This window comes from Nonomuraea helvata (genome assembly GCF_039535785.1).
Taxonomy (GTDB): domain Bacteria; phylum Actinomycetota; class Actinomycetes; order Streptosporangiales; family Streptosporangiaceae; genus Nonomuraea; species Nonomuraea helvata.
Genome location: NZ_BAAAXV010000001.1, coordinates 826,099 through 845,363 on the forward strand (window position 1 = coordinate 826,099; position 19,265 = coordinate 845,363).

11 protein-coding genes and 1 pseudogene are annotated in these 19,265 nt (G+C 71.3%); 4 read left to right on the forward strand and 8 right to left on the reverse strand.

The window, feature by feature from the left end; all coding sequences use genetic code 11:
• The gene (locus ABD830_RS03690) at positions 1 to 1,761 is read right to left on the reverse strand and encodes an AMP-dependent synthetase/ligase (RefSeq protein WP_344984866.1); all 1,761 of its coding nucleotides are present in this window, start codon (positions 1,759 to 1,761) and stop codon (positions 1 to 3) included.
• Positions 1,762 to 1,843: 82 nt separating this feature from the next.
• Positions 1,844 to 2,803 carry a methylmalonyl Co-A mutase-associated GTPase MeaB gene (meaB, locus tag ABD830_RS03695; RefSeq protein WP_344984867.1) on the reverse strand — a complete coding sequence of 320 codons (960 nt, stop codon included), beginning with the start codon at positions 2,801 to 2,803 and terminating at the stop codon, positions 1,844 to 1,846.
• A 112-nt stretch (positions 2,804 to 2,915) separates the two neighbouring features.
• On the opposite strand from meaB, the gene ABD830_RS03700 reads away from it, so the two are divergent.
• Positions 2,916 to 5,210 carry a protein kinase domain-containing protein gene (locus ABD830_RS03700; protein WP_344984868.1) on the forward strand — a complete coding sequence of 765 codons (2,295 nt, stop codon included), beginning with the start codon at positions 2,916 to 2,918 and terminating at the stop codon, positions 5,208 to 5,210.
• 37 nt (positions 5,211 to 5,247) lie between these two features.
• Here the strand turns inward: ABD830_RS03700 and scpA are convergent.
• From scpA to ABD830_RS03725, 5 genes and pseudogenes are all read right to left on the reverse strand, one after another.
• Positions 5,248 to 7,396, reverse strand: a pseudogene (scpA, locus tag ABD830_RS03705) (methylmalonyl-CoA mutase).
• The gene (locus ABD830_RS03710) at positions 7,393 to 9,135 is read right to left on the reverse strand and encodes a methylmalonyl-CoA mutase family protein (RefSeq protein WP_344984870.1); all 1,743 of its coding nucleotides are present in this window, start codon (positions 9,133 to 9,135) and stop codon (positions 7,393 to 7,395) included. Before ABD830_RS03710 ends, scpA begins: the two are co-directional and overlap by 4 nt.
• Before the next feature lie 33 nt (positions 9,136 to 9,168).
• Positions 9,169 to 11,028 carry a peptidoglycan-binding protein gene (locus ABD830_RS03715; protein WP_344984872.1) on the reverse strand — a complete coding sequence of 620 codons (1,860 nt, stop codon included), beginning with the start codon at positions 11,026 to 11,028 and terminating at the stop codon, positions 9,169 to 9,171.
• Positions 11,029 to 11,109: 81 nt separating this feature from the next.
• Positions 11,110 to 12,048, reverse strand: coding sequence for an S-methyl-5-thioribose-1-phosphate isomerase (gene mtnA, locus ABD830_RS03720; protein WP_344984873.1), 939 nt, complete (start codon positions 12,046 to 12,048; stop codon positions 11,110 to 11,112).
• A gap of 55 nt (positions 12,049 to 12,103) precedes the next feature.
• Complete coding sequence (locus ABD830_RS03725; protein WP_344984874.1) at positions 12,104 to 13,969, reverse strand: CASTOR/POLLUX-related putative ion channel; 1,866 nt, start codon at positions 13,967 to 13,969, stop codon at positions 12,104 to 12,106.
• A gap of 98 nt (positions 13,970 to 14,067) precedes the next feature.
• Between ABD830_RS03725 and ABD830_RS03730 the strand changes: the two genes are divergently transcribed.
• Positions 14,068 to 15,600: a serine/threonine-protein kinase gene (locus ABD830_RS03730; protein WP_344984877.1), complete on the forward strand. Its 1,533-nt coding sequence runs from the start codon at positions 14,068 to 14,070 to the stop codon at positions 15,598 to 15,600.
• Positions 15,601 to 15,659: 59 nt separating this feature from the next.
• Positions 15,660 to 16,769, forward strand: a complete 1,110-nt coding sequence (locus tag ABD830_RS03735) for a DUF5925 domain-containing protein (RefSeq protein ID WP_344984878.1) — start codon at positions 15,660 to 15,662, stop codon at positions 16,767 to 16,769.
• Between the two features lie 18 nt (positions 16,770 to 16,787).
• Here ABD830_RS03735 and ABD830_RS03740 read toward each other — a convergent pair whose 3' ends face one another.
• On the reverse strand, positions 16,788 to 18,128 hold the full coding sequence (locus ABD830_RS03740) for an SWIM zinc finger family protein (protein WP_344984879.1): 1,341 nt from the start codon (positions 18,126 to 18,128) through the stop codon (positions 16,788 to 16,790).
• 83 nt (positions 18,129 to 18,211) lie between these two features.
• Here ABD830_RS03740 and ABD830_RS03745 point away from each other — a divergent pair, with 83 nt between their 5' ends.
• Entirely contained in the window at positions 18,212 to 19,261 is a 1,050-nt protein-coding gene (locus tag ABD830_RS03745) for a C39 family peptidase (RefSeq protein ID WP_344984880.1), read from the forward strand.
• Positions 19,262 to 19,265 lie beyond the last annotated feature (4 nt).

Sequence of the window (19,265 nt, forward strand, 5' to 3'; positions counted from 1 at the left end):
CTACCCCTCGTAGAAGGCGTCGAGGATCTTGCCGTGGCGCTCCTCGACGGCCTTGCGCTTGATCTTGAGGCTGGCCGTCAGCTCGCCCGTCTCCACCGTGAAGTCCTCGGCCAGGATCGCGAACTTCTTGACCGTGGCGTAGCTCGCCTCGTCCGCGTTGACCTGGTCGATGGCCCTCTGGACCTCCTCGCGCATCCGCGGGTGCTCGCGCAGCCGCTCCGGGTCCTCCGGCAGCGACTCCGCCCGCGCCCACGGCCCGGCAACGTCCATGTCGAGCGTGACCAGCGCGGTGACGTAGTTGCGCCGGTCGCCGTGCACGAACACGTGCGACGCGTACGGGCAGGCCGCCTTGATCCGGCCCTCCAGGTACGTCGGCGCGACGTACTTGCCGCCCGAGGTCTTGATCAGCTCCTTCTTCCGGTCGGTGATGCGCAGCCGGCCGGCCTGGTCGAGCTCGCCGATGTCGCCCGTGTGCAGCCAGCCGTCCTCCAGCGCCTCGGCCGTCTCCTCCGGCAGCCCGTGGTAGCCGCGCATGACGCCGCGACCGCCGATGAGGATCTCGCCGTCGTCGGCGATGCGGACCTCGGCGCCCGGCAGGGGCGGCCCGACCGTCCCGAACTTCACCGACTCCAGCCGGTTGAGGAAGCTGCCAGCCGACGACTCCGTGAGACCGTAGCCCTCGAGGATCGGCAGGCCCGCCGCGTCGAAGAACTCCGCGATGTCCATGGACAGCGGGGCGGCACCGGAGACGAAGAACCGGATCCGGCCGCCGAACCGGTCGCGCAGCTTGGCGAAGACCAGGCGGTCGGCCAGGGCGTACTCGATCCTGGTGGTGAGCGGGATGGGCGCCTCGCGCTGACGGGCGCGGCTGACCCTGATGCCGGTCTCCCGCGCCCAGTTGAAGATGCGCAGCTTGATGCCGCCCTCGCGCCGCACGGTGGCCACGACGGTGTTGTGGATCTTCTCGAAGATGCGCGGCGCGGCGGCCATGAACGTCGGCTTGAGCACGCCGAGGTTCTCGGCGATCTTGTCGAGGCGGCCGTCGATCGCGGTCGGGACGCCGATGTCGATCATGACGATCTCCAGCAGCTTGCCGAACGAGTGCGACAGCGGCAACCACAGGAAGTGCAGGTCGTCCCTGGAGATCAGGTCCATCCGGCGCACGCCGCCCGCCGCGTGGAGCCAGTTGTCGTGGGTCAGCTCCACGCCCTTGGGGCGGCCGGTCGTGCCGGAGGTGTAGATGAGCGTGGCCAGGTCGCCGGCGGCGATGGCATCCACCATGCCCTCGTAGTCGCCGTCTTCCGGGCCCTGGAGGGAGTCGAGCGTGACCACCCAGCCGTCGTCGCTCGCCGTGCCGTCGATGACCACCACGTGGGTGACGCCGGGCAGCTCCTTCTGGACGGACCTGAGCTTGGCGACCTGGTCGTCGTTCTCGGCGATCACGATCGTGCTGCCGGAGTCGGTGATGACGAACGCCGCCTCGGCGGCCGTGTTGGACGGGTAGATCGTGGTCGTGGCCGCGCCCGTGGCCAGCACCGCCAGGTCGGCCAGGATCCATTCGAGCCGGGTCGAGGAGAGGATCGACACACGCTTGCCCGGTCCGCAGCCCAGCCCGGCCAGGCCCAGAGCCAGCCCGCGCACCTGTTCGCCCACCTCGCGCCAGGTCAGCGAGGTCCAGCCGCCGTCCGAGGGAGTTCGGTACGCCTCATCGTCGGGGGTCGCCGCGATCCGGTCGCGCAGCAGGGACGGAATGCTGGACATGCCTGGCCTCCTGGACGGGTGTCGATCCCGACTCTAAAAGCAATCCCATGATTTGGGATAGACCGGCTCGCCCTGCGCCGTCTCAGGAGCGCTTGAAGACCGCCAGGAGGCGGTCGGCCGCGAGGGAGGGGGTCAGCTCGCCCGCGAGGACCTCCCGCTCCACCTCCTCGGTGATCGCCGCCACCTCGGGGTCGTTGCGGAGCTCGGCCAGCAGCCGGTCCCGTACCAGCGTCCACGTCCAGCCCACCTGCTGGCGGCGGCGCTTGGCGGCCAGGTCGAGCGCGTCCTGGTGGGCCAGCACGTGCCGCCAGAGCTGGTCCAGCCCGTCTCCGGTCAGCCCGCTGCACGTGAGCACCGGCGGCGGGACCGAGTCGGAGCGGAGCATGCGCAGCGCGCCCGACAGCTCCCGCGCGGCCTTCCTGGCCGGCAGCTCGTACTCGCCGTCGGCCTTGTTGACCGCGATGACGTCGGCCAGCTCCAGCACGCCCTTCTTGATCCCCTGGAGCTGGTCGCCGGTGCGGGCCAGCGTGAGCAGCAGGAACGTGTCCACCATGTCAGCCACCGCGGTCTCCGACTGGCCGACGCCGACGGTCTCGACCAGGACGACGTCGAAGCCGGCCGCCTCCACCACGACCATGGCCTCCCTGGTCGCCTTGGCGACGCCGCCGAGCGTGCCGGAGGTCGGCGAGGGCCGGATGAAGGCGGCGGGGTCGGCCGACAGCCGGGCCATGCGGGTCTTGTCGCCGAGGATGCTGCCGCCCGTCCTGGTGGACGAGGGGTCCACGGCCAGTACGGCCACCTTGTGGCCGCTCGCGGTCAGCATCGTCCCGAGCGCGTCGATGAACGTGGACTTCCCCACGCCGGGCACGCCGGAGACGCCCACCCTGCGCGCGTGGCCGGAGAGGGGGGTGAGCTCGACGAGCAGCCGCTGCGCCAGCGCGATGTGGTCGGGCCTGGTCGACTCGACCAAAGTGATCGCGCGCGCGATCCACGTACGGGACCCGGCCCGTACACCTTGGGCGTAGTCCTCCAGCGAATGCACCCGACTTACCCCTTTTCTTCCCAGTTGATCAGCCTAAGCTCTGACAAGTCTTGACTTTTGCCAGTAGGGTGCTGGAGTTCTAACCTCAGCCGTCACAGGAGTCACTCCCCTCATGCCCAACGTCGAACCCCTCCGCGAGGGCGACCCGGCAACGGTGGGACCCTACCGGCTGGTCGGTCGTCTCGGAGCGGGCGGCCATGGTGTCGTCTACCTCGGCCAGGCCCGCAACGGCACCCCCGTCGCGGTCAAGGTGCTGCGCGAGGGACTCGCCGGGGACGACCGACTCGCCAGGGAGATCGCCGCCGCGCGCAAGGTCGAGCCGTTCTGCCTCGCGCAGGTGCTCGACGCCTCTACCAGCGGCCGGCCGTACATCGTGTCCGAGTACGTGGACGGGCCCTCGCTCCAGCAGGCAGGCCGGCAGGGCGGGGCGGAGCTGCAGCGGATCGCCGTGTCCACCGCGACCGCGCTGGACGCCATCCACCAGGCCGGCGTCGTCCACGGGGACTTCAAGCCGTCGAACGTCCTGCTCGGGCCCGGCGGGCCGCAGGTCGTGGACTTCGGCATCGCCGGGGCGCTCGCCGGTGGCATGAAGGCGACCGGCACTTTTGTCGGCACGCCCGCGTACATGGCGCCCGAACAGCTCTCCGGGAAGGCGGTCGGAGCGCCGGCCGACGTGTTCGCGTGGGCGTCGGTGATGGTCTTCGCGGCCACGGGGACACCGCCGTTCGGCGACGACTCGCTGCCCACGGTGATCAATCGCATCCTTAACGACGAGCCGCACCTCGGCGAGCTCCGCGGGCTGGTGCGCGAGATCATGCTGGCCTGCCTGGCCAAGGACCCCAGCGCCCGTCCCGTGATGCGTGACGTGCTGCTCCGGCTGACCGCGCCCTCGCGCCAGCCTGCCGCCCCGTCCCAGTCCCCGGCCGGTCAGCAGACCCCGGTCCCGTACCAGACCTCGGACCAGGCTCCGCTGCCGCGGCGGACGCCGGGCGCGTACCAGACGTCCGACCAGAGCGCGGCCGCGCACCAGACGCCGGTCCCGTACCAGACCTCCGACCAGCCCTCGGCTCCGTATCAGGCCGCCGATCCTTCCCCGGCCTCGTACGAGACCGTCGACCAGCCGGCGGCGGCCTGGCAGCAGACCGACCAGCCGGCGGCGGCCTGGCACCAGACGCCTGAGCCGGCTTTCGACCAGGACACGCCGCCGCGCCGGGGCCGCGCCCAGGGTCCCGGCGCCGACGGCGCCGACCACCCGGGGGCCCAGCCGGGAGCCCAGCCAGGAGCTCTGCCGCGGCGCTTCGGTCCGCGCCAGAGCCCGGACCAGCCCGCCGCGCCGCAGCCCGCGCCGGGCGGGCACTTCGGCCAGGAACCGGCCGGACATTATGGTCAGGAGCCGGCCGCGCACTACGGACAGGACCCGGCCGGGCACTACGGCCAGGAGCCGCCCGCGCACTACGGGCAGCAGCCGGCCGGGCACCATGGCCAGGAACCGGCCGCGCACTACGGCCAGGAACCGGCCGCCCATTTCGCCCGAGAACCGGCCGGGCACTACGGCCATGATCCGGGGGCGCACCACGGCCAGGGGCCGGCGGCGTTCCCGCTGGGCGCCCCGGTTGTGACACCGGTTCCTGCGGAGTTCGAGCATCAGGCGGAGTTCGAGCGTGCGGCGGCTCGCGAGCAGCCGGTGCCCGAGCCGGCGATGGCCCAGCACTCGGCGCTGGTCGGCCTCCTCGCGCCGGGAGACACCCCGGCCAGGGCGCCCGCCGGAGCACCAGGTGAGACACCCGCAGGCGCACCCGCGCCGCCGCGACGGTCCGGTCGGCGGCGCATGAAGATCGTGCTCATCGCGGGCGCCTCCGGCGTCTCCGTGCTGGCCCTGGCCGGCGCCATCATGTGGCTCACCCCCACGACCCCCACTGCCAAGAGCGTCTCGGTCGCGAGCAGCACGCCCTCGGCCTCGAAGTCCGCCAAGTCCACGCCGTCGCAGCGGCCGAAGCGGACGCGTACCCCTGGGGCGAGCCCGCAGAGCGAGGGTGATCCGAGCACGGTGCCGACCGACGGCACCACGTCAACCGCGGTGCCCGACGCGAGCGGGCAGCTCAGGCTCGTCTACGTCCGCGCGGGCGGCACCAGGAACGGCGACTGCTGGTCGGGCGGCGAGGTGACCCTCCAGGCGCTGGTGCAGCGCACCGGCGAGCCGCTGAACTTCAGGTACACCTGGTACATCGACCGCACGCCCGTGGGCCGCTCGTCGGCGACCATCTCGGAGAACGGCCAGCGTTACCTCGCCGCGCCGCAGAGCCTCCAGAGCAACGGAGGCGTCCACCGCGTCACGCTCAGGATCACCTCCCCGATCGTGACCCAGCGGACGATCTCCGTCACGATGTGCCAGAGCGGGACCAACTGACGGTCCCGCACCTAGTCACGATGTGCCGGAGCGGGATCTAGTGACGGTCCCGCAGCTGGTCCAGCAGGTCGAGGGCGGCGTCGGCGATCACCGTGCCCGGCGGGAAGATCGCGGCGGCGCCCGCCGCCCGCAGCTCGTCGTGGTCGCCCGGCGGGATGACGCCGCCGACCACGATCATGATGTCGCCGGCGTCGAGGTCGGCCAGCGCCCCGCGCAACGCGGGCACCAGGGTGAGGTGCCCCGCGGCCAGCGACGACACGCCCACGATGTGCACGTCGGCCTCGACCGCCTGCCTGGCGACCTCCTCCGGCGTCTGGAACAGCGGGCCGACGTCCACGTCGAAGCCGAGGTCGGCGAAGGCCGTGGCGATCACCTTCTGGCCGCGGTCGTGGCCGTCCTGGCCCATCTTCGCCACGAGGATGCGCGGGCGGCGCCCCTCGGCCCGTTCGAAGTCGGCGCAGGCCCGGCGGACGCGCTCGATGTTGTCGGAGTGGCCTGACTCGTCGCGGTACACGCCAGAGATGGTACGTACCGGCTCGGCGTGCCTGCCGAACACCCGCTCGAGGGCGTCGGAGATCTCGCCCACCGTGGCCTTGGCCCGGGCGGCGTCCACGGCCAGTTTGAGCAGATTGTGCTCCAGGCCGGGCGCGGGGTTGTCGGCGACCTTCGTGAGCGCGTCGAGCGCCCGCTGCACGGCGTCGGGGTCGCGCTCGGCCCTGAGGCGGGCCAGCTTGTCGAGCTGCTGGGCGCGTACGGCGCTGTTGTCGACCTTGAGCACCTCGATGGTCTCGTCGCCCTCGGCCCGGTACTTGTTGACGCCGATCACGGGCTGGCGCCCGGAGTCGATCCTGGCCTGCGCACGGGCGGCCGCCTCCTCGATGCGGAGCTTGGGCAGGCCCGCTTCGATGGCCCTGGCCATGCCGCCGGCGGCCTCGACCTCCTGGATGTGGGCCCAGGCGCGTTCGGCGAGGTCGTGGGTGAGGCGCTCGACGTAGTAGGAGCCGCCCCCACGGGTCGATCACCTTGGTCGTGCCCGACTCCTGCTGGAGGAGGAGCTGGGTGTTGCGGGCGATGCGGGCGGAGAAGTCGGTGGGCAGCGCGAGGGCCTCGTCCAGCGCGTTGGTGTGCAGCGACTGGGTGTGGCCCTGGGTGGCGGCCATGGCCTCGACGCAGGTGCGGGCGACGTTGTTGAAGACGTCCTGCGCGGTCAGCGACCAGCCGGAGGTCTGGGAGTGGGTACGGAGGCTCAGCGATTTCGGATTTTTCGCATTGAAGCCGGACACCAGCTTGGCCCAGAGCAGCCGGGCGGCCCGCAGCTTGGCGACCTCCATGAAGAAGTTCATGCCGATGCACCAGAAGAACGACAGCCGCGGCGCGAACCGGTCGACGTCCATCCCGGCGGCGACTCCAGCGCGCAGGTATTCGACGCCGTCGGCGAGCGTGTAGGCCAGCTCCAGGTCGCACGTCGCGCCGGCTTCCTGGATGTGGTAGCCCGAAATACTGATGGAGTTGAATTTCGGCATCTTTTCACTCGTATAAGCGAAAATATCCGAAATAATCCGCATAGACGGCGCTGGGGGATAAATGTAGGTGTTGCGGACCATGAACTCTTTGAGGATGTCGTTCTGGATGGTCCCGGCGAGCTCCTCCGGCGCGACGCCCTGCTCCTCGGCCGCCACGATGTACAGCGCGAGAACGGGCAGCACGGCGCCGTTCATGGTCATCGACACCGACATCCTGTCGAGCGGGATGCCGTCGAACAGCTGCCGCATGTCATAGATCGAGTCGATCGCCACCCCGGCCATGCCCACGTCGCCGGCGACCCGGGGGTGGTCGGAGTCGTACCCCCGGTGCGTGGCCAGGTCGAAGGCCACCGACAGGCCCTTCTGCCCGGCGGCGAGGTTGCGCCGGTAGAAGGCGTTGGACTCCTGGGCCGTGGAGAAGCCCGCGTACTGGCGGATGGTCCAGGGTTGGTTGACGTACATGGTGGGGTACGGACCCCGCAGGTAGGGGGCCGCGCCGGGATAGGTGCGCAGGAAGTCGAGCCCCTCGAGGTCGTGGGCGGTGTAGAGCGGCTTGACCCCGATCCCTTCCGGCGTCTCCCACACCTCGCCGCCGTGCTCCGGCTCCCCGGGGACGTCCTCGGGCAGGGCATTGAGCGGGATGCCGGAGAAGTCCGGGATCATCGGGTCACCTCCAGGTGGTCGAAGGTCTCGCGGAGCACGGCCAGCGCGTCGCAGCCCGCGTAGAGGTTTCCGTCCACGCCTTCGTACTCCCCCTTCCCCGCCAGCCACACTTTCCTCGCACCGGCCTTGCGCAGTGCGGCCGCGACGGCGGGGGCGTGCTGGGCGTAGAGCTTGTCGGACGAGCACAGGCACGCGACGGCGGTGCCGCTCATGGCGTACGCGGTGGCGATCTGCCCGGGGTCCGTCCCGGGACCGGCGCTCTCGGTGTCGAGCCCGCCCGCCTGGAAGAGATTGGCGGCGAACGAGGCCCGCGCGGTGTGGGCGGCGACGGGCCCGATGGTGGCGAGGAACACCTTGGGCCGCTCGGGCTGCGCGTCGGCCAGGTCCCGCAGCGCCTCGAACGCCTCGGCATACCGGACCCGCGGCAACCCTCCGCCGGCCTCCGGCGCCCCTGCCCCGGACGCGGGGGACGGCGGGCGGACCGGCTTCTCGTGGACGTTCGGGAACTCGCTCACGCCCGTGATCGGGAAGCGCCGGTGGGCGATGTCGTCGTTGCGGCGGGCACGGGTGGCGGCGATCCGGCCGGACACCAGCTCGTACGCCCGCCCGATACCGCCCGCCGCCTCGATCTCCTGGAACCAGGCCCACGCGCGCTCCGCGAGGTCGGCGGTGCGGCGCTCGACGTACCAGGAGCCCCCTGCTGGGTCGACGACGTGCCCGAGCCCCGACTCCTCCAGCAGGAGCGACTGCGTGTTGCGGGCGATGCGGCGGGAGAAGGCGTCCGGCAGGCCCAGACAGGCGTCGAACGGCTGCACCGTGACCGCGTCGGCCCCGCCGACCCCGGCGGCGAAGCAGGCCAGGGTGGTGCGGAGCATGTTCACCCAGGGGTCGCGGGCGGTCATCATGGCCGAGCTGGTGACCGCGTGCTGCCGCTGCCCGCCGTGCTCCGGGGCTCCGCAGACCTCGGCGACCCGCGCCCACAGCCGGCGGGCCGCGCGCAGCTTGGCGATGGTGGCGAACTGGTCGGCGGTGGCGGCGTACCGGAAGTCGATCTGCCCTAGCGCTTGCTCAACGGAGAGGCCGCCGCCGGTGAGCGCCCGCAGCTCTGTGACGCCCTGGGCGATCGAGCAGCCCAGCTCCTCGGCGTCGCTGCCGCCCGCGTCGTGGTACGGCGTGGCGTCGACGGTCACCGCCCTGAGCCCGGGGAAGCCCTCGACACAGCGCCGGGCCAGCTCCAGCCCCGCGCCCCCGGCACAGGCGGAGGCCCCCAGGTTGCCGCGCACCGCGACGCCGCGCCCGAACAGGACCTCGGCGGCCTCGCCCACGCGCTCCCCCGCCTCCAGCACGACCGGGGCCAGGTCGAGGTAGACGTCCTTGAGCACGGCGCCCAGCGCGTCCACCGGGATCGCGCCGTCACCCACCACCAGCCAGAGCGACGTGACGCCGTTCTCCAGATCCGCCAGCACCGCCTCGGGGTCGGCCAGCGCGTGCCGCTGCCGCACGTCCCAGCCGGCCGCAGCCCGGGTCCCGCGCACGTAAGGCGGCTCGCCGGGCAGCCCGGGATCTCCGGGCAGGTCGTCCTGGTCGTAGAGCGGCGCGACCGTCACCCCGTCATAGGTGAGGCCGGACAGCGCCTCCTCGGGCGAGGCTGCCTCGATCCCGGATTTACGCAGCACCTCGACCGCCAACGCCCGCCAGTCGTCCCGGGAGACGGACGCGAAACCCGCTGCCACTTCCATGGTCGGATACTACGCGTTTGACCCAGGTCGGGCTCAGGCGGCGGGAGCCTCCCACGCCAGCCGCCACGTGACCGGCCCCACGATCCCGTCGTCCGTGACGCCCTGCTGGCGCTGGAATCTGCGGCACACGTCGCGCGACTCCGCGCCGTACGCCCCGTCCACCGTCAGGACCCACCCGCGCCGCTTCATCTGCGCCTGCCAGGCGCGCACGTCGTCGCCCTGCGTCACCGGCGGGTACGTGAGCAGCCGCCCGGGGAACGGCGGCGCGACCGGCCCGGGCTCCGTGCCTCCACCGGGACGGGGCGCGCCCCGGCGGACCCAGGCGTAGAGCGGCTCTCCGGGGCAGTCGGTGGAGTAGCCGTCGCGATGTCCCTTGATCTCCTTGCCGGCGCTGCCCCGGTCGCGCAGGTACTGGATCGCGTCCAGGATCCCGTGGAGCACCCCGTCGGGCGGCAGGACAAGTCCTGAGTTGCCCACAAGCCCTAGCACGGCGTAGTGGCCGGAGTTGAGGCCCGCGCCATTCGCAGCGGGCAGATGGTGCAGGCCGCGCCCCTCGAACACCTTTCTGTGCGGACAAGCGATCATGGTGTTGCCGGTGAAGTACACCGTCCCCTTCCTGCGAGCCAGCCAGCTCTGGTTCTCAGTCCGGGGACACCAGATCTGGCCGTGATACATCTCCTTCTGGATTGTGAAATTGGCATTCCGCCGTTGCGCAGCCGATCGGGGCATGAAGTACTGCTGTCGCCGGATCGTGACCAGCCACATATCCGTCTTGGTAGTGCCCCTTGGCGGTATGCGGCGAAGTGATGCACCCGACCCTGACAGCAGCACGGCGAACATGAACGCCTCCGCAGCCGCCCGGTCTTTCTGCGCGAGCAGATCGAACCCGGCGTTGTCCGCCGCCAGGGAGGTTTCTATGAACAGGGCAAGCTGAGCCTGGGACAGTGACAGGAGGAATTCGAATCCCGGCACCCTGCCGGGCGCCACATCGATCAGCTGCCTGCCCGCGTCAACCGAGAGATGGAACTCAACGAGATCATCGTTGATCGCCTCCCTCCAAAGAGGAGTGCCGTCCGTGGTCCTGCCTCGCCGGGGGAAGCGATCGACGGGAGGGCCGAAGACCTTATGGAGCGCAGTGCGAATGCGCATGAGATATGACTGGTTCCGCAGAGACTGGTAAATCGCGACACCGCTCTGCGCTCCCTGCCGGGTGCGCTTGATGTGCCCCTCAGTCCAGAACCATGCGACCAGTTCCACGAAGGCATCCGACCATTTCAACTCAGTTGGCAGATCGGCACAGGAAGCCGCGATCGGAACACGGTCCCAGTAACCGATCGTCTCGGTGGTCACCCATAGGCGTTCGTAGCTGGTGACCGTACGTTTGGCCTTCCCCGTCGGCAGCCACTTTCCGTTCGGGCCCTTCTGCCGTTCGGTCCCAGTACGCCGACGGTAACGCTCCACGGGCCAGCGGTGATGGGGAGTGGTCAAGGAGGAGTGGCAGACGCCCTCCATCCGGATCATCTCCCGCTCCATGGCGGGGAATACGCATACTTCGAGCACGGGCTGCCACTCGGACATTCCCGTGTCGTGGTTGAGCGTGAGTGCGATGTCCTCAACACGCAGCTCTTGATACGACTTCCACCCTTGCCGAGTGAGGATTTCGGTTTCCTCATCGACGCAGTAGCCGATGTCGATCCAGCCGTTGCCGTCCATGTGGTACGCCTGGATGGAGCGCACCAGCGCGACGCACCCGTTGTGGTCGTGGACGATGCCGGGATCGACGGTGCCGCCCGTGTAGTGGACTTTCACTCCCTTGGTGGAGTCGAGCTGGGTGTAGTCGCCACGCGGCGCGCGGGCGTTCCAGTCGCGCCGTAACACCAGGTCGATTGCCATGGTGAGCTCCGAGGGTCGCGGTCGGGACCACCGAGCGTAACGCGGGGGACGCGGACAGGTCCTGAAGATGTGGGATTTGACCTACGGCCGGATCACCCGCCTGTCCGTCACGATCGCGGTGATGAGGTCGTGCGGCGTCACGTCGAAGGCCGGGTTCAGCGCTCGCGTTCCCTCGGGAGCCACGCGTACACCTCTGACGGTCACGACCTCGTCCGCTCCCCTGTCCTCGATCTCGATGTGCTCGCCGGAGAGGGTGTTCTGGTCGATCGTGGACTCCGGCGCGACCACCACGAACGGCACCCCGGCGCGCTCCGCGCCGAGCGCGAGGGCGTACGAGCCGATCTTGTTGGCGGTGTCGCCGTTGGCGGCGATGCGGTCGGCGCCGATGAGCACCGCGTCCACCTCGCCCCTGGCCAGCAGGTACGGCCCCGCCGAGTCGGCGATGAGCCGGTGCGGCACGCCCATCTTGGCCAGCTCCCAGGTGGTGAGCCTGGCGCCCTGCAGCAGCGGGCGGGTCTCGAGTGCGAGCACCTCGGCCAGCCGGCCGCGTTCGTGGAGCGTCCGCACGACGCCGAGCGCGGTGCCGCGTTCGACGGCGGCCAGCCCGCCGGTGTTGCACACCGTCATGATCCGCAGCCGGTCGCCTTCGAGGAGGTCGGCCCCGCGCTCCCCCATGGCCACGCAGGCGGCGATGTCGTCGTCACGCACGCGCAGCGCGGCCGCGAGCACCGCCTCGCGGCCTGCGTGCAGGTGGGCGACGGCCTGGTCGACGCCCCACGCGAGGTTGACGGCGGTGGGCCTGGCGGCGCGGAGCCTGGCGATCTGCGCGGCGTCGCCGTCGGCCAGCACGACGCCGAGCGCCCCGGCCACACCGAGCGCGGGCGCGCCGCGCACGGCCAGCCGCTGGATGGCGTCCACCAGATCGTCCACAGTGTGGATGCGCAGCATCACGCACTTGTCCGGCAGCAGGGTCTGGTCGACGAGCTCGATGGCGCCGTCCACCCAGTCGATGGTCCTCACAGGGCCAATGTACGGCGGCTCCGCCCGCTTTCCGTGACCTGAACGGCGGGCGAGGTCAGCGTTCCGCCAGGACGATCACCGAGTCCCTCTGGTGGAGCACGATCGGCTCGGACTTGTCCGGGTTGAGGACGATGCCGTAATGCGGCGGGACGTTGCGTGCGTGGGCACTGCGGTAGCCGATGGCGGTCTCGCCCCTGCGCCTGGCGGCCTCCACGACCGTGGAGAACGTCACCCGCGTCCCCGTCGTCACGTACGAGCCGGCGGGGCGGGGGTAGATCTCCGAGCCGCGCGAGTCGAACAGGTAGCCGAACACGTCGGCCAGGTGCCGGTTCTCGGCGAGCTGGGCGAGGAGCAGGCCGATGACGGTGTCACTGATCACGATGTCGTCGGCCTCGGTGACCTCGGCCAGGGCGCGGTTGTTCTCGTCGTGCATCTCGCTGACGATCGAGTAGTGCTCGCCGAGCGCGCTCTGCATGTCGCGGAGCTGGAGCAGCGTCATGAGCGTGCGCGTGTCGGAGTGGTGGGGGTCGAAGCGGTCGTCGGACAGGACGATGACGTGCTGGAAGAGGCCGACGCCGAGCGACTCGAGCGCGTACCTGTCGGTGGTGTCGCAGTCCTTGACGTTCACGGTGAGGTTCCTCAGGCCCGCCAGGCCGGTGCCCGCCTTGGGGTGGTCGGCGGCGACCTCCAGGACGGAGCCGGGGGCGACGTAGCCGTCGAGGTAGCGGACGATCTGCTCGGCCCGGCCGTTCCAGTTGAGCAGCAGCGTGCGCTCGGGCTCGGTGGGCGGCGCCGCCGCCTCGACGATGGCGGCCTCGTCCAGGGACGGCTTGCCGGCGGCCAGGCGGATGTGGGAGTCGTCGTGCGCGATGACGATGACCTGGTCGTCGGCGTTGATGACGGTGTCCGTGGGCGGGTTCAGCACGACGCCGGCCGGTCGGCGCAGGCCGATGACGGAGGCGGTCTGGTACGCGTGCAGCGCCTCGCCGTACGTGACGCCGACGAGCTTCTTGGGGGTGCGCAGGTAGATCTCGCCGCCGTCGAAGTTGAGCAGGTCCATGCAGACGACGGACATGCCGGACTGGCGCGAGGACTGCACGATGAGCCTGGAGGCGGTGTCGTCGGAGTCGACCAGGTGCACGTCCTGGCCGCCGGCCAGGCGGGCGGCGGCGATGTTGCGGCTGGAGGTGAGCCCGGCGACCACCGGCGGATGCATGCCGTCGCGCTTGGCCAGCGCGAGCAGGATCTTGATGACGTGCGCGTCCGGGTCCTTGCGCTCAGGCGAGAGCACGACGACGGAGCGGGCGCTGGCCAGGTTCATCAGCGCGAGGTCGCGCGGCTCGGTGGGCCGCCCCGTGCGGCAGACCAGCCGGGTCCTGCCGAGGTCGCCGACCGCCTCGCGGATGTCCTCCTCCATGGCGAGTTTGTCACGTTCCGCCAGGACGGCGATGACGGAGCCCTTCTCGCTGGCGTGCGCCTTGACCAGCTCGGCCACGATCGTGAACACCTGGTCCGACCAGCCGAGGATCACCGTGTGCCCGGACTCGACGATCCGCGAGCGCCCCCTGCGCAGGCGGTCCACCTTCTGCTTGAGCCCGTTCGACAGCAGGCCCACGAGCATGCTGACGATGAACAGACCGCCGAGCGACCCCGCGAACATCACGGCCATGTACGCCGTAGAACCCTTGTCGCTGGCGACCTTGCTCGGGGTCAGCGCGTGCATGAGCGCGATCCAGAGCACGTGCCCAGGGCCGGCCACGCCGTCCGGCTCGTCGGGGGCGAGCCAGAGCGTGAGCGCCGCCACGATCACGATCAGCGTCAGCGACACCACGGCCAGCCAGCCGATCAGCGAGGCGGTCCCCTTGGACATGGTGTTGTCGAACCAGTAACGCGCCCGCTCACGGAACGTGACCTTCGACACTTTCCCCCATACCTCCGTGCAAGGAGTGATTTATGTGACGACCCAAGGTACCGGTGGATCTTGGGGTAGTACGCCGGAAGACCGGTAACGTATCGCCCATGGCGAGCCCGCTGGCACCAGACGATCCGGCGTCCCTGGGCGGCTACCGCTTGTCCGGCCGGCTCGGCGAGGGCGGGCAGGGCGTGGTCTACCTCGCCCATTCCCCGGAGGGCGAGCCGGTCGCGATCAAGCTGTTGAGCACGGGCGACCGGACGACGCGGGCCAGGCTGGCACGCGAGCTCGAGGCGCTGGAGAGCATCGCCTCCTTCTGCACGGCGCGGGTGCTCGCCGTCTCGGCCGACGGGCCGCGGCCGTTCGTCGTGAGCGAGTACGTGGACGGCCCCTCGCTGGCCGAGCGGGTGCGCGAGCGCGGCCCGCTGCGCGGCGGCGACCTCGAACGCCTGGCGGTCGGCACGGCCACGGCGCTGGCCGCCATCCACGCGGCCGGGATCGTGCACCGCGACTTCAAGCCGGCCAACGTGCTGCTCGGCCCCGACGGGCCCAGGGTGGTGGACTTCGGCATCGCCCGGGCGGAGGGGGCGGCCACGCTGACGTCGGGTCTGATCGGCACTCCCGCTTACCTGGCGCCCGAGCAGATCAGCGGCTCGCCGGCCTCGCCCGCCTCCGACGTGTTCGCCTGGGCCTCGTCGATGCTGTACGCGGCCACGGGCACGAGCCCGTTCGGGGCGGACACCGTGCCCGCCGTGCTGCACCGGGTGCTGCACGCGGAGCCGGACCTGTCCGCGCTGCCGCCACGCCTGCGCGGGCTGATCGCGTCCTGTCTGGCCAAGGACCCCTCCCGCCGCCCCACGGCGCAGCAGCTCATGGTGTCCCTGGTCAACCCCCACGCCCCGGGGCCACGTCCCGGGGCGGCGTACGAGACCGGGCCGCAGCTTGGGGCGGCGCACCAGACCGGGCCGCAGCTTGGGGCGGCGCACCAGACCGGGCCGGGGTCCCGGGCGGCGGACACCCGTGGGACGGGGCGCGCCCGTTCCCGGGGCCTGCTCATCGGCTCCTCGGTGGCGGTGGCAGTGGTCCTGACCGCGACCGTCGCCACGACCCTCTATCTCAACCGCACCCCGACCCGGCCCTCGGGAGACGACGACCGCACCACCTCGGCCACCTCACCTCCATCGGCCTCGACCACCGCGCGCCCCTCAGATCCCCCCTCAGAGCCCTCCTCAGCGTCCCCCTCAGCGTCCGCGTCCGCGTCGGCGTCCGGCCCCCCGACCGCGGCCCCCGGCAAGAACCTCAAGATTCCCGCCGCCTTCGCCGGGACGTGGACGGGCCACACCACCAGCACGAACCCCATGGACGCCGACGGCGCCGAGAACACCGTGGTGCTGAAGCCCGGTGCGTCCACCGCGTCGTGGAGCGAGAAGAACCCGCCGGAGAGCTGCAGCGGGACGATCAAGCTGACCAAGGTGGAGGAGAAGCAGCTGACGTTCTCGCTGGGAGCGAACGAGGGCGGCTGCATCCCGGGCACCATCTGGCTCGTCAAGAACGGCGACGCACTCACCTACACCTGGCGAGACGTCCCCGGCTACGACCTCGTCACTCAGACCGGCGAGCTCCAGAAGGGCCAACCTTAGGGAGTTTTTTCGGCTAAACCCTTCGACATGTGACGGCTCGAGGCTGGATCATTACCGTTATGTCCGTGATCAGGGAGGTGCCGTTCCCCAGCCCGGAGTCCTCTGAACTCCCGATGAACATCTGGATCGACGACGCCGACTCCGCCATCGACGTCATCGACGCCCTGGCCCTGTCGCCGTTCGCGACGGGCGCGCAGCCGTGGTCCCGTCTGGCCAATCTGGAGCGCGTACGCCCCGACGCCCCGCTGAGCCCCGCCGGCGGGCGCGTGCTGCGTACCGCGCGCGTCGAGGACGGGTCGGAGTCGCGGCTCATCTGCGGCGACGGCTGGACCCTGCGCGTCGTACGCCACCGCAACCGCACGGCCACCGTCAGCGTGACGGCCGTGGACGAGGAGCTGGCCAAGAGCGTCCTCGCGGAGAGCATCGAGGGCGCCGAAGAGGCCATGCCGGAGGTCGACCACGTCGAGATGGGCTTCTGGTGGCGCGGCATGCACGGTGGCACCCGCTCCGAGAAGCCGATCACCGCGCAGCCCTGGGACGAGATCAGCAAGAACTACTCGGCCAAGGTCCGCCCGGCACTCGACAGGCTCATGTCGATCACCCCTGCCGACGTGAACGGCCGCCTCATCCTCCTGCACGGCGAGCCGGGCACCGGCAAGACCACGCTGCTGCGGGCGCTGGCCAAGCAGTGGCGCGACTGGTGCCAGGTGGACTGCGTGCTCGACCCCGAGCGCCTGTTCAACGAGCCCGGCTACCTGATGGAGGTGGCCGTCGGCTACGACTCCGACGAGGACACGCAGCGCTGGCGGCTGCTCGTCCTGGAGGACTGCGACGAACTGATCAGCTCGGGCGCCAAGGCCCAGGCAGGTCAGGGGCTCTCGCGGCTGCTCAATCTGACGGACGGCCTGCTCGGCCAGGGCCGCGACGTCCTGGTGGCGATCACCACCAACGAGGACCTCGCCCGCCTCCACCCCGCCGTCGTCCGCCCAGGGCGGTGCCTGGCGCAGGTCGAGGTGGGGGCGCTGACCAAGGAGGAGGCCGTCGCGTGGCTCGGCTCGTCGAAGGGGGTGAGCGCGTCGGGGGCGACGCTGGCGGAGCTGTACGCCCTGCGCGCGGGCCGCGAGATCACCACCCAGCCGGGCGACGAGTCCACCGGCCTGTACCTCTGACCCCGGCCTTTCACGGGGTCAGAGGGTCACGTCCACGGCGACGCGGGCGGCTATCCGGGCGGCCAGCACGTGCTTGCACGGCCCGCGCGACCCCTGGTGGTCGTACCACCATGGGCACGTGCACTCGCCCTCGGCGATGCGCACCCGCCGCACCCCGCCGTCCGTGGTCACCTCGGCGGTCTCCCCCGTCAGCCGCACGGCCCCCGAGTCCACCAGCGCGCGGGCGGCGGTCAGCCGGGGGTTGAGCTGGGCCACCTGCTCCTTGTCGTACGGCAGCTCGCGGTGGAAGTGCGCCGCCTCGTGCAGGTCGTAGCCGACCCGGCCGGCCGTGCCGAGCTGGGTGAGCGCGGCGCGCACACGTTCGACGGAAAGGCCGGAGCGGTCGGCGAGCAGCCCGAGCTCGACCGTGGGCTCGAAGTTGAGCAGCATGCCCACCACGTCGGCGTCGCCGGCGGCCTCGTCGGTGGACAGGTCGGACAGCACGGCGCCCTCGCCGGAGAAGCCGCGCCAGGGCTCCGGTGAGACGGCCAGGGTGTAGCGCATGCCGGGCAGCTCGAGCTCCCACGCGCTCGCGGTGGACGAGCCGCCCTCGATGGTCGCCGGGGGGCCGTACACGCGCAGTGCCTTGGCGAACCTGAGCAGCGGCATCAGCGTGGCCACCCGCCCGGCGCCCGACAGACAGACGCCGCCGCGTGCGGGGCCGCCGGACAGGCGCAGGTCGCGGCCCGAGGGGACGGCCCAGACGGTGGAGCGGGCGCTCTTGGGCAGGGAGCGCAGGAAGCGGACGGCCTGCGGGCCGCCCAGCTCGGCCCGCAGGTCGAACCCGGCGGCGATCACCTGCACCTCCGCGAATCCGCGCAGCCAGCGCGACGGCAGCGGCACCTTCTTCTCCACGACCGCGCCGTCCAGCGTGGTGACCGTCAGCTCGTCGGGGCCGACGCCGAGGTGGAGCGGGTCCCGGCTGCCCACCCTGGCGAGGGACTCGCGCAGCGGGCCGTTGACGTCGACGTTGGTGGTGCCCCGGTCGAGCACGTCGCCGTCGAGCTCCAGCACGTCGAGCCGGGCGTAGACGCCGCCGCACGCCGAGAACGACTCGAACCGCAGCCGCCCGCCGTCGCAGGTCACCACCGGGTCGCGGGTCCAGCCGGGCCTCGGCTGGTGGTAGCGGGCGAGCGCCACGTCGGCGACGGCGAGCAGCCCGGCCGCGGCCGGGGCCGGCTGGGAGAGCAGCCCGCTGAAGAACCGGGGATGCGTGCGCGGCCCGGACAACGCCGTGCCGCCGGAGGTCGAGAGGGCGAGCCTGCCGTCGTCGAGCACGGAGGGGCCCGCGTAGGCGTATGCCTGTATCGCGTGAGTCATGACCCGAACCATAGAGATCATCACCGACACAATCGGGCTGGTACGTAAACCATCCGATGTGCGGCACCGAGCGCGGAAGCAGAATGTCGCTGGTGCTCACCGTCGATCTGGCCCGCGTCGCCTTCGCCCGCTTCGCCGTGTCCGCGGGTGATTCGTGGAGCAGTGATGAGCGCCGGATCGGGTTCTCCGCCACCCAGCTCGTGGCCTCGTGGACCGCGCGCACCCCGCCGGGCTCCTGGATCGAGGTGGCGCTGCGGGCCAGGACCGAGCTGGGCGATCTCACCAAGTGGTACGTCATGGGCCGCTGGTCCGAGCACGGCGAACCGCGGACGTCCGTCCCCGGCCAGGGCGACGAGAACGGCGACGTGGCGGTGGACACGTTCGTGGCCCGGCGGCCGGTGGTGTCGTACCAGGTGCGGGTGACCTCGCACGGCGCGGGCGCGCGCGTGACGGGGCTGGGGGTGATGGCCTCGGCCGTGCCGCAACGTCCTGTGGTGCCCAGCGCGCCCGGCGCGGCGGAGCCGATGGAGCTCGCGGTGCCCCGGCACTCCCAGCACGCGCACGCCGGGCACCACCTGCGGTGGGACGGCGGGGGCGTCAACTGGTGCGGCCCGACCTCGGTGGCCATGGTGCTCGGCTACTGGGGCCGCGGCCCCGGACCCGCCGAGCTGGCCTGGGTGGGGGACGGCGACCCGGCGCCCATGGTGGACCACGCGGCCATGGGCACGTACGACACGAGCTACCTGGGCACCGGCAACTGGCCGTTCAACGTGGCGTACGCGGGGCGGTACGGGCTGGCCGGGTTCGTGACGCGGCTCCGGTCGGCGGTGGAGCTGGCGGCGTTCGTACGCTCCGGGATCCCGGTGATCACCTCGCAGTCGTTCAAGGCGCACGAGCTGCCCGGCTCCTGTTACTCCACCGACGGCCACATCCTGGTCGTCACCGGCTTCACGGCCGCGGGCGACGTCATCGTGAACGACCCCGCCGCGCCCGACGACGCCACGGTTCGGAGGATCTATCCGCGGGCAGCGTTCGAGAACGTGTGGTTGAGGAGCTCGGGCAGCGGGGGCATCGCGTACGTCCTCCACCCGCCAGAGCATCCCCTTCCTCCTTGTACCGACGGCAATTGGTGAGTTG